This is a genomic window from Geitlerinema sp. CS-897 (genome assembly GCF_028368005.1).
Taxonomy (GTDB): Bacteria; Cyanobacteriota; Cyanobacteriia; order Cyanobacteriales; family Geitlerinemataceae; genus Baaleninema; species Baaleninema simplex.
Map to the genome: position 1 here is coordinate 1 of NZ_JAQNCQ010000030.1, position 11,151 is coordinate 11,151.

Annotated in this window: 9 protein-coding genes; 4 read left to right on the forward strand and 5 right to left on the reverse strand. The window is 54.3% G+C overall.

What is annotated here, in order from left to right:
- The coding region (locus tag POG22_RS01350; RefSeq protein ID WP_498903176.1) for a GAF domain-containing protein at positions 1-2,118 on the reverse strand (2,118 nt) is incomplete at its 3' end.
- Between the two features lie 192 nt (positions 2,119-2,310).
- On the opposite strand from POG22_RS01350, the gene POG22_RS01355 reads away from it, so the two are divergent.
- The 4 genes from POG22_RS01355 (at position 2,311) to POG22_RS01370 (ending at position 6,720) form a co-directional block, all read left to right on the forward strand.
- Positions 2,311-3,453, forward strand: coding sequence for a quinone-dependent dihydroorotate dehydrogenase (locus tag POG22_RS01355; protein ID WP_498903178.1), 1,143 nt, complete (start codon positions 2,311-2,313; stop codon positions 3,451-3,453).
- Between the two features lie 241 nt (positions 3,454-3,694).
- Complete coding sequence (serA, locus tag POG22_RS01360) at positions 3,695-5,278, forward strand: phosphoglycerate dehydrogenase (protein ID WP_063716061.1); 1,584 nt, start codon at positions 3,695-3,697, stop codon at positions 5,276-5,278.
- A gap of 107 nt (positions 5,279-5,385) precedes the next feature.
- Positions 5,386-6,276, forward strand: a complete 891-nt coding sequence (prmA, locus tag POG22_RS01365; protein WP_063716060.1) for a 50S ribosomal protein L11 methyltransferase — start codon at positions 5,386-5,388, stop codon at positions 6,274-6,276.
- A gap of 54 nt (positions 6,277-6,330) precedes the next feature.
- Positions 6,331-6,720: a hypothetical protein gene (locus tag POG22_RS01370; protein WP_150128356.1), complete on the forward strand. Its 390-nt coding sequence runs from the start codon at positions 6,331-6,333 to the stop codon at positions 6,718-6,720.
- 82 nt (positions 6,721-6,802) lie between these two features.
- On the opposite strand, the gene def is transcribed toward POG22_RS01370, so the two are convergent.
- The 4 genes from def to POG22_RS01390 all read right to left on the reverse strand — a co-directional run.
- On the reverse strand, positions 6,803-7,330 hold the full coding sequence (def, locus tag POG22_RS01375) for a peptide deformylase (RefSeq protein ID WP_498903181.1): 528 nt from the start codon (positions 7,328-7,330) through the stop codon (positions 6,803-6,805).
- Between the two features lie 31 nt (positions 7,331-7,361).
- Positions 7,362-8,561: a trypsin-like peptidase domain-containing protein gene (locus tag POG22_RS01380; RefSeq protein WP_498903183.1), complete on the reverse strand. Its 1,200-nt coding sequence runs from the start codon at positions 8,559-8,561 to the stop codon at positions 7,362-7,364.
- A 630-nt stretch (positions 8,562-9,191) separates the two neighbouring features.
- Entirely contained in the window at positions 9,192-10,715 is a 1,524-nt protein-coding gene (locus POG22_RS01385; RefSeq protein ID WP_498903185.1) for a cryptochrome/photolyase family protein, read from the reverse strand.
- 74 nt (positions 10,716-10,789) lie between these two features.
- Positions 10,790-11,151, reverse strand: a 362-nt coding sequence (locus POG22_RS01390; protein ID WP_498903187.1) for an RNA-guided endonuclease InsQ/TnpB family protein, incomplete at its 5' end; no start/stop codon positions are given.

The following is an 11,151-nucleotide window of genomic DNA, read 5'->3' on the forward strand; positions in this document are numbered from 1 at the left end:
ATCGCCCAACAGCCAAGCTCGGCGGGCCCAAGCTAACTGCATTCCAAATAGCTGTACCGCCTCAAGCTGCGGACGTTCCCACTGGCGATCGCGATAGTCTGCCGCCACCAACACCGAGGTCGGCTTACATCCCGGTGTCGTTCGCAAGGCCAGCGCCCGCACGTTCAACGACGTCAAATGACACAGCCATCGTTGACTGGTCGTCGGAAGCCGTTCCAACGGAATCGGACCGACGATTCCCTCTCGCGACAGCGCCTTGAGAATCAACTTATCTTTCTTGACCAAAATCGCCGGAGTTCCCGACATCGCATATTGGGGGTCGCCCACGTAGACGGCGTGCGTGTATCCCGTTTTCGCCCCCGGTTGCCACGTCACCAGTGCCAAAAACGGTACGTTCGAGACGCGTCCCAAACGAGCGAGCAGCAGTTCTTCGAGTCCGGCCAAACTGCTAGACTCGCATAACTCCTTCGAGCCGTCACAGAGTTCCCGTACCAGCGTTTGATGTTGTTGGTTTCTTTGCTGGAGTTGCCACTGGCGTAACAGAGCGCCCACCTGACGGCTCGCTAGAGCGACCAGTTCTCGATCGCCCACCGTCCAAGTGCGGGGTCCCGTTCCCGAGACCACCAACAACGCTTCGGGAAGCTGTCCGGGAGTGGTATTGCCGATCGACAGCGCCTTGAGACCCGCCGCCACGAACGCTGGTTGCCAAGCCGTAAACCGCATATCTGCACCCCCGTCGAACGTCGAGCTTCGTTGGGCGTCCTCGTCGAGTTCCCAGCCTTCGATGGCGATCGTTCCTTCACTGCGTTCGAGGAGCTGCCAATCGACGAACGAAAGGGGGGGAACTCCCGACTCAAAGGGCGAGCCGATCGTAGAGGGATATTCGTAAACCACCTCAAACTGATTGGTGTGCAAGTCGGCCGCCAACACCGAGACCCGTTTAGCATCGAGACGTTCGCACAGGCGTTCGGCGTAGGATTCGAGGGTGGCCGTGGTGTCTCCCGGCTCCGCCACCGTCTGGGTCAGTCCCACCGTCAAATCGCGATCGCGTTCGATGGCGTCCATGCGTTCTTGCAGTTCCGACAGGGGCGTCGTCAGAGCCACCAACTGCGCCGCGCCGAGGACGTACTGCTTTTCTTCTTCCGACCAAATGCGAGCTTCCGTCCCTTCGACCGAGAGAAAACCTAAGAGGTTACCGCGAAACAAAATCGGAGCGGCCAAGAGCGATCGCGCCCGAATTTGATACATCAAACGACTGGTGGCGTCGGCTTTCAACGAAGAATACGCCTCGCCGATGGCCACGATGCGCGCGTCGGTCAACGCTTTATAAAAGCCGCCGAACTCCGAAAGAGGAATTTCGGCAGCCTCGTCGTTGTCACTGCGGCGTCGGAGCGACGAGCTAGCCCGAGCGCGCAACCAAAACAGTTGGCGATCGCCGTCGAACCAGTAGACGTGAGTTCGCGCGGGCTGTAAAAACTGTTGAGTGGTATCGACGATGAGACTCAAGCGATCGTCGAGGCTGACGCTGTCGGACAACTGCGACATCATCGACAGCAGCGGTTCGTGGGGACGTTTGACGTTGCGACGCTGCTGTTCGAGATCCTGTTGGTACAGTGCCGTAGCCAGCTCTCCCAACACCATCGACAACCGCGTTCGATCTTCGGCCGTCGGTGCCTGACCCCAAAACGTCGATCCCAACAGAACGACGCCGAAACAGAGATGGCGATAGCAGAGGGGAAACACCACCGTTCCCTGAACGCCGAGCTGTTGCGCCACCGTCCTCCAGTCTCCCGCGCGAGTTTCCTCCCGCAAGTCCGCCAGCGTCACGGGGCGTTGTTGGATGACCACCTGTTCCATGATGTCGCCGGGATTGAGCGCGAACTGTTGGTGAAACACTTTGTTCGTGCCGTTGGGACTCGTACCGCCGATTCCTTGCAAGCGGTGTTTGAGGCGATCGTACAATCCGATCCAAATCAGGGGATAGTCGAAATCCGACTGAAGGTAGTCGAGGGTCGTCCGCACCAAAATTTCGATCTCTTCTTCTTCCCGTAACGTTTGAAGGGTGCGACCGAGGGCGATCAGTTGTTCTTGGTCGAGCTTCGTCTGTGCGTGCTGCATAATGGCGGGGTAAGGGCGATGGGTCGTCGGGGACGTGACGGGTCAGCCAGTGAGTTCGTCGGTCGAACGTCGGTCGATGACTGCGCGGCCTCGACGTTGTGAGAACAGTTTGCGTGCGCCACGGCAATCTATGTCACGATTGAAACGTCAAGATTGAAACAGCGTCGTTAGGTGCGTTCTCCGGAAAATTCGATGAATTTATATCAACGAGTCGTACAGCCGATCGTTTTTGCGAGTGTCGATCCCGAGCGCGCGCACCGTTGGCTCGTTCGGATTTTGAGGCAGCTCTCTCGAGAAACTGCCCGACCCGAGCCGCCCGCTTGGGCTGCGTCAGTGCGATCGCAGCTCGAGCGAACCCTGTGCCTCAGCGACGATCGCCTCCAACAAACCCTGTGGAACCTCCACTTCCCCAACCCCTTGGGTTTAGCGGCTGGCTTCGATAAAAACGGCGACGTTGGGGAGTTTTGGGGGGCTTTAGGCTTTGGCTTTGCCGAACTCGGGACGGTCACGCGGCACACCCAACCGGGAAACCCACCGCCGCGACTGTTTCGCCTCGTCGAAGATCGGGGGGCGCTCAACCGCATGGGGTTTAACAACTGTGGAGCCCTCGAGATGGCAAAGAATATCGAGCGAGTGCGATCGCCGTATTTACCAACGATTCCCATCGGTATCAACCTGGGCAAGTCGAAAATCACCCCCCTCGAGGAGGCTGCTGGAGACTATCGCGAGAGCTTTCGCCACCTCGAGGCGTTGGGCGATTATTTCGTAATTAACGTCTCCTCGCCCAATACACCCGGTTTGCGATCGCTACAATCGCCGTCACAACTCGAACCGATCGTTGGCACCCTGAAACAAGAAAACCGAAATGCTAAGCCTATTCTAGTCAAAATTTCTCCAGATTTGGACGATGGGGCGATCGCCGAGGTTCTCGAATTAGTCCGAGATCTCGATCTGGCCGGGATTATCGCCACGAATACCACGGTCGCGCGGCAGGGGTTGAAAACCCAAGTCCTGGCGAAAACTGGCAATCGAGTCGCCGAAGAAGCCGGGGGAATTAGCGGGACGCCATTGCGATCGCGATCGACTGAGGTCATTTCCCTCGTTTGGCAAAAAACCGAGGGCAAACTGCCCATTATCGGCACCGGTGGCGTGATGACAGCCGAAGACGCTTGGGAAAAAATTACCGCCGGGGCGAGTTTGCTCGAAGTGTATACCGGCTGGATTTACGAAGGTCCCTTGATGCCCAAACAAATTTTGTCGGGGCTATTAGATAAATTAGACGAGTTCGGACTCGATCGCATCGGCGACGCCGTGGGACTGTCTCACCGTCGCTAATCCCAAGAAAATCTCGATCGGGCGCGTTGCCGTGCAACTTTCCCGATACAATGGCTAACGGCGGGCGGGCTGTTGAGCCGCCGTTTGCAGAAGCCAGACGTAGTCCTTTCGCCCTACCGCCGAGCGAAGTGCGGGACATCGTATTTATTAAAAAACTCGTTAATGGCTCAGTCCCCGACTCCCTACAACACGCACGACCTGTAGGGAGAAGTCGTTTTCTGTTCGTACGAAGCTGCCAACTATGCCAAAAGTTCTTGTTTCTGATTCAGTCGATCGCGCCGGACTCGATATTCTCTCGCAAGTCGCCCAAGTCGACGTGAAAACGGGGCTGTCCCAAGAGGAATTGGTGCGAGCGATCCCCGAATACGACGCCCTCATGATTCGATCGGGAACGCAAGTGACCAAAGAGGTTATCGAATCGGGGACGCAGCTCAAAATTATCGGCCGTGCGGGAGTCGGCGTCGATAACGTAGACGTTCCGGCCGCCACGCGCCAAGGTATCGTCGTCGTGAACTCTCCTGAAGGTAACACGATCGCCGCTGCCGAACACGCCCTGGCGTTGATGCTCTCCCTGTCGCGTTACGTTCCTGCGGCTAACCAGTCTGTCAAAAGCGGCGAGTGGAACCGCAAACAGTTTATCGGCGCAGAAGTTTACAAAAAAACCCTCGGACTCGTCGGCCTGGGTAAAATCGGCTCCCACGTGGCGGCCGCCGCCAAAGCTATGGGCATGAAGCTGATGGCTTACGATCCGTATATTTCCACCGAACGCGCCGAGCAAATCGGCTGTCGCTTGGTGGAATTGGAGGTGCTGTTCCGCGAAGCCGACTATATTTCGCTGCACGTGCCGAAAACGCCGGAAACTGCCAATCTCATCAACGCGGACGCGCTGGCGAAAATGAAGCCGACGGTACGTCTCGTCAACTGCGCTCGCGGCGGACTCATCGACGAAGCGGCGTTAGCTGACGCGTTGGAAAACGATCGCATCGCCGGGGCAGCCTTAGACGTATTTGGCAACGAACCCCTCGAAGAAAATTCGCCGTTACGTGCGGTCGGTAAAAACTTGATTCTAACGCCGCATTTGGGTGCGTCTACTGCTGAAGCTCAGGTGAACGTAGCTGTAGACGTGGCCGAACAAATTCGCGACGTGCTGTTGGGTCTTCCGGCTCGGTCTGCGGTGAACATTCCGGGTCTGTATCCCGATGCCCTCGACAAGTTGCGCCCCTACTTGGAACTGGCCGAAACCTTGGGAACGATGGTCGGACAACTGGCCGGCGGTCGCGTGGATTCTTTGACGGTGCGCTTGCAAGGGGATTTGGCAAACCAACAAAGCAAACCCATCGTTATTGCGGCGTTGAAAGGGTTATTGTCTCCAGCTCTGCGGGAGCGGGTAAACTACGTCAACGCCAGCATCGAAGCCAAGGAACGGGGAATTCGCGTCGTAGAAACCCGCGATGCTTCGATTCGCGATTATACGGATTCGCTGCACCTCGAAGCTAAGGGATCGCTCGGGGAACATAAGGTGACGGGGGCGCTCCTCGGCGACGGCGAAATTCGCATTACCAACGTGGACGACTTCCCCATCAACGTACCGCCGATCCAACATATGCTGTTTACCCGACACCGCGATATGCCGGGGATTATCGGGAAAATTGGCTCGCTGTTGGGCAGTTTTAACGTCAACATTGCCAGTATGCAGGTCGGACGTAAAATCGTGCGCGGCGACGCGGTGATGGTTCTGAGCCTCGACGATCCCCTGCCGGACGGGATTTTGGAGGAAATTATGAAAGTTCCCGGTATTCGCGACGCCTATACGGTCAGACTGTAAGTAGATTTCGGGTGTGTCTGTGACTTCAGAGGGCGACGATCGCCTTCTGGAGTTACCCAAGGCAGCACGTGGCAACTCGAGGGCAACGGAGACGGAGTGCGATCGATATGAGTAATAGCTGGTGGGAAATTCAAGTCCTCGGCGATCCGTCCCTGGAAGACACGGTGTTCTGGCGGTTGGAGAGTTTTGGATGTCGCGGCATGGCGAGCGAAACCAAAGACGATTCTTGTTTGGTGCGAGCGTATTTGCCGCAAGAACAGGTTGAAATGCTAGATTTGGCGGCGCTATCGCTTTGGTTGCACCAAGATGCCATCGCGATCGAAATGACGCCTCCAGCGACGGGATGGCATTTGATCGAGGAAGAGGATTGGTCGAGTAGTTGGAAGCAGCATTGGGAAACGACGGAAATTGGCGATCGCTTTGCGATTCATCCGGCGTGGTTGCCGTCTCCCGAGGTGGGCGATCGTATCGTTCTCAAACTCGACCCCGGTGTGGCTTTTGGGACGGGATCGCACCCGACGACGCAGTTGTGTTTGGAGTCGCTGGAAATGCGCGTCGGTATCGACGAGCGCCATCCGGTGTTGGCAGATATCGGCTGTGGTTCGGGGATTTTGTCCATCGGTGCGGCACTTTTGGGCGCGAGTAAGATTTATGCGGTGGATATCGATCCGCTGGCGGTTCGCGCGGCACGATCGAATCAGGAGTTGAACGGGATTTCAACGGACGTGATGGTGGTGGAAGAGGGGAGTCTCGATCGCGCGATCGAACTGGCTGGCAGGCCGGTGGACGGGATTCTCTGCAATATTCTCGCCGAAACGATCGTGGAATTGGTTCCCAAAATGGACGCGATCGCCAAACCGGAAACTTGGGGTATTATTAGTGGAGTTTTGCTCGAACAAGCGAAGCCGATGGCAGATGTTTTAGAACAGCACGGTTGGGTCGTTGCGACGCTGTGGAAACGAGGTGAGTGGTGCTGTTTTAATATTCGGCGATCTTAGAGCGTTGAGAGTGAAAAGCAGCAATGAATTAGATAAAAAGTAATAAAAAAAGCTATGGAGATTCAGGTTCGATATAAGCGATCGCTGGGCATTACTCTCGTTTTAGCATCGGTTGCCGTGATGCTCGATTCTTTTGTGGTAGGAATTCAAGGCGAGTTTCCTTTTAGCTTACTGTCAGGTTTAATTACACTGTTTGGTGGTGTTTTATTTTTAAAAAATAAGTATTTTACGATTTCCAAACACGATATTGTATTGTATACATTGGTAGGAAAAATAGACCGAACCTATTCACTTAAATCTCACAAAGATGTAAAAATCGAAAACAATCGATTGTACGTTAAAGAAAAGGGTGATTTTGAAAAAGTCCCCGTTTATAAATGGCTGATTGACGAGAGAGACTGGGAAACGCTTGTCGAACAATGCGATCGTCAAAAATCGACGTAATCGGCGTTCTTTTGCCAATGGACTTTCGACGATCGCCACCGATCTCTCAATGTTTCAACAAATTTCGTGCCAGCGAAAAGCTTTACCTTACCCCGAGCGGATCGACCTTTTCCCAGTAGTCTGCCTCAGAAATCACATCGCTCGGCTTTTCGACGCGATCGAGAAACACTAATCCGTTGAGATGGTCGAATTCGTGTTGAAAAATTCGCGCGACGAAATCTTGTAACACCCGACGCTGCAAACGTCCCGAGCGATCGAGATATTCCACTTCGATCGCCCGATATCGAGGAACCCAACCCCGACGCCCCGGAACGCTCAAACACCCTTCCCAACCCAAAACGCGATCGTCGCTGCAATGGAGAATGCGGGGGTTTACCATCGCCGTCGGCTCTAGCATCGGAGCGTGGGGATAGCGGGAATTGGGGTGCGAAGCCACGACTAACAATCGCAACGATTTCCCGATTTGGGGCGCCGCCAACCCGACACCGTCGGCGTCTCGCACGATTTGCAGCATGGCATCGATCGTCCGCTGGAGTTTGGGATCTCGAACGTCGGCGATCGCTTTGGCCGTTTTCCGTAAAATGGGATGTCCGAATTCAACGATATTCATACAACTGTCTACAAAAGTATTCGATCGGGTTCTACAGGGGGAGTTCGCCAGGACGCACTTCGATCGCAACGGTTTCGTCACCTCGCAAGACCTCGATCGAAATCGCCTCGCCAATCTGACTGTCGCGAACGATTTGCTGGACGGTTTCGGAATTCATCACCGTTCGGCCGTTCATTTTACGAATGACGTCGCCCTTTTCTAAACCGGCCTCGCGAGCGGGGGAATCCTCCATCACGCGAACGATGAGAACTCCTTCTCGCACCGAAATTTCCTTGGGAAGTAGCGGATGGTTCGCCGCGTCTACATCCATCTCGGGTTCGAGGGTGAGCATTTGAATTCCCAAATAGGGATGTTCGGCGCGGCCGGTTTCGACGATTTGTCGGGCAACGCGCAGGGCGGTTTCGATGGGAATGGCAAAGCCCAACCCCTGAGCGCCGTCGATGATGGCGGTATTCATTCCGATGGCTTCCCCTGCGGCGTTGAGCAACGGACCGCCGGAATTCCCCGGATTGATGGCGGCGTCAGTTTGAATGAATCCGACTCGTTTGTCAGGAACGCCGATATCGCGACTGCTGCGCTCGATGGCGCTGATAATTCCGACGGTGACGGTGCGATCGAGTCCTAACGGATTTCCGATGGCGATCGCCCATTCTCCGGGTTTTAAGGTGTCTGACGTGCCTAACGGAATTCCGGGCAGTAGAGGCGAGCCGTCGCTGGCGTTTGGCATTTCGATTTCCACCACCGCCACGTCTGTTAGCGGATCGACTCCGAGAACGCTTCCCGGCTGTCGCCGACCCGTTGGAAGAATCACCTCGACTTCTCTGGCCTCTCCCACGACGTGGGCGTTCGTTAAAATTCGCCCCGACGAGTCGATGGCAAATCCCGATCCCGAACCTTGGAGCGGTGGGGAAGGAACGTTGGGAGGAAGACGAAAGGATCTCGGGGCTTGCGGGGAACGATCGCCATTTGGGATCGGCTCGATGACGCTCGTTTCGATGCGAACGACGGACGACTCGACTCGACGAACGGCTTCGACGATAAAGTTCGTGCTACCGGACGGTAACGCTGAGAGATCGGTGGTATTTTGAAGTGCGATCGGCGTCGATCGCCGAGATAGTAAGGTGAAAGCCCGTTCTCCGCTTAGAACGGCAACAGCCCCAATACTAACGAATCCTAAACTCAGTGCCACCTGCTTTCCAATGGATTTAAATTTGTCGCGAGCTGGTGTCATAACCGATCGGTTCGTTCCGTTCTATCAATTATACGGTTCGATTTCGCGATCGAGGGGGAATTGAGGGGCGTAACGGATGAAGTATTGATGAAATCTGAGGAGGTCTGTTTTTTGTGCTGATTTTAAAAAATCAGGAATTACGCCTCCACACCATTTGTAGGGTGGGCAATGCTCACCTACTTCCCCATGTCGTGTAGTTTCGATTGGAATTGTTTAAAACGGTTATATAGCAACTCTAAATTAGTTGTGTCACAAAATTGAGGCAAAAAGGGAATCGGGAACGGGAAACGGGGAATCAGATTTTTTCTGGTGTTTTAATTTTTTGACGACTTATTTGGGACGGCTATGTAGCCAGCCCAATTGATTCGTGAAATTCTGTAATCTGAAAGTACCGTAACATAGCGATCCCAACTACAGAGGGCGTTCGCAACTCAAATGATTCTGCTATAGCAACCCTAAATCATACGAAATTCCGAATCTCAACGCTTCGACTCCGCTCAGCGTTGAGTCCGAGCGGAGTCGAGGACTCAAACACTGGTTTTACCCAGCCGGACAAGCCCCTCTCTGTGTCCTCTGTGTCTCTGTGGTGAAGACTTCTTAAAACCTAGCTTATCGAAAACGGATTCCGTATCAAATCGTTGTTCTAGAATTATTTCGATATTCTTGCTGTAAGCGATCGCCTCGATCTCGAATTTCCTCTAACTCCTCTGTCGAGATTTTTTTGAGTTGCGACAATACCAAATTCATACGTCCTAACGATTTCAATTTATCAAAGTGGCGATCGAGAAAATGCCAATACAAAAAATTAAAAGGACACGCGCGATCGCCCGTGCGAGAGTTGCGATCGAACGCACAAGCTTTGCAATAATCGCTCATTTTATTGATATAGTTCGCCGAGGACACATAGGGCTTGGTCGATAGTATACCGCCGTCGGCAAAGGTTCCCATGCCGATGACGTTGGTTTGCATCACCCAATCGTAAGCGTCGATAAACGCACTGTGAAACCATTCCTTCACCGCTTGGGGCGAGAGACCGGCGAGGGTGGCGAAGTTTGCTAAAACCATCAACCGTTGAATGTGGTGAGCGTAGCCAGTGCGTTCGGTTTGTTTCAAGACCTGACGCAAACAATTCATCTGCGTTTTGTCGGCATTCCAGAAAAATTCCGGTAAGGGAACGTCGTGTTCGAGCCAATTTTTGTCGGCGTACTCTTCTGTAAGAAAACAATACAGCCCTCGCATATATTCTCGCCATCCGAGAATCTGTCGGACAAACCCTTCCACCCCAGCCACCTCTAAATTTCGATCGCGATAGGTATTTTCTGCGGCGGCGATCGCCTCTTGCGGATGCAACAGTCCGAGATTGAGATAGGGAGAAATCAGCGAGTGCCACATCGTCTCTTCTCCCGTGACCATCGCGTCTTGGTAGGGGCCGAAGCTGGGAAGGCGGCGATCGCAAAAGTCTTCTAAAACCCGTAACGCTTGCGATCGCGTCACCGCCCAACCAAACAGCTCCATTTCACCGTAAGCGACCTCTAACCCCCGCACCTGTTCCATCACTGCTTGAGTCGTTTCGTCCGGTGGAAACATCAGCGGTGGCGGTGGCTGGAGTTTTCCTTTCGGCGGTTTGCGGTTTTGCTTGTCGAAGTTCCACTGTCCCCCCACCGGTTCGTCGCCGTCCATCAAAACGTTAAATCGCTGGCGTCCGCGACGGTAAAAAGTTTCCAGCAACAGCCGTTTTCGTCCCTTCGCCCAGTCTGCAAATTCCGCCGCCGTCCACAGAAAAAGATTGTTTTCGACAACAGACAGAGAACAAGGGAGATCGAGGGTTTGGAGATACCGAGAAAACTGATAATCGTTCGGTTCCACGACCCGCACGTCGTCGATGTCGTTGTCGCGAACCCACTCCCGCAGCGGCGTCTCGAAGTCGGTGTGGGTGCGATAGGTGACGTTCCACCCCGCCTGTCGCAACTGGGTGGCGAAATGACGCATCGCCGACCACACGAGAACCAGTTTTTGACGGTGGTAGGGTCGCTGTTGGGCGAAGTTCAGCGATTCGATGAGGAGAACTGGGGTATCGGAGGGAGCGTCAACGCTCGCGAGGGCGGCTTGTTCTAGGGAAAGCTGGTTTCCGAGAATCCAAATACCGAGGGTCATGGGGAAGACAGGTTGAGAGACTTGGTGAACTACCCGACGCTGACGCTGATGGGTACAGCGCGGGCTTCCGACTTCTAAGGGGATTGCCTCAACACGGATTTGCGTCCGCGTTTCGGTCTGACATTCCCTCCATCGGCAGCCGTCCCGGTTCCCGAGACAGTTAGTATTCCGATCCCTTCGGCTCTGATATTTTTGGCGGCATTTTCATCTCGGTCGTGATGCGTTCCGCAGTAAGGGCAATCCCACACCCTCACGTCTAACGGCATCTCGGAGACTTGAAACAGGCATTCAGAGCAGGTTTTTGAACTGGGGAAAAAACGGTCGATCTCCACCAATACCTTTCCTTCTCGTTCGAGTTTGTAGGAAAGAAAATTGACGAATATTCCCCAGCCCACATCAGAAATTGCCTTAGCCAGATTGTGATTCCGAACCATGC

Excerpts from the sequence above, each read along its gene's own strand:
- POG22_RS01355 (WP_498903178.1), top strand. The coding sequence starts at position 2,311 with ATGAATTTATATCAACGAGTCGTACAGCCGATCGTTTTTGCGAGTGTC.
- serA (WP_063716061.1), top strand. The coding sequence starts at position 3,695 with ATGCCAAAAGTTCTTGTTTCTGATTCAGTCGATCGCGCCGGACTCGAT.
- prmA (WP_063716060.1), top strand. The coding sequence starts at position 5,386 with ATGAGTAATAGCTGGTGGGAAATTCAAGTCCTCGGCGATCCGTCCCTG.
- POG22_RS01370 (WP_150128356.1), top strand. The coding sequence starts at position 6,331 with ATGGAGATTCAGGTTCGATATAAGCGATCGCTGGGCATTACTCTCGTT.
- def (WP_498903181.1), bottom strand. The coding sequence starts at position 7,330 with ATGAATATCGTTGAATTCGGACATCCCATTTTACGGAAAACGGCCAAA.
- POG22_RS01380 (WP_498903183.1), bottom strand. The coding sequence starts at position 8,561 with ATGACACCAGCTCGCGACAAATTTAAATCCATTGGAAAGCAGGTGGCA.
- POG22_RS01385 (WP_498903185.1), bottom strand. The coding sequence starts at position 10,715 with ATGACCCTCGGTATTTGGATTCTCGGAAACCAGCTTTCCCTAGAACAA.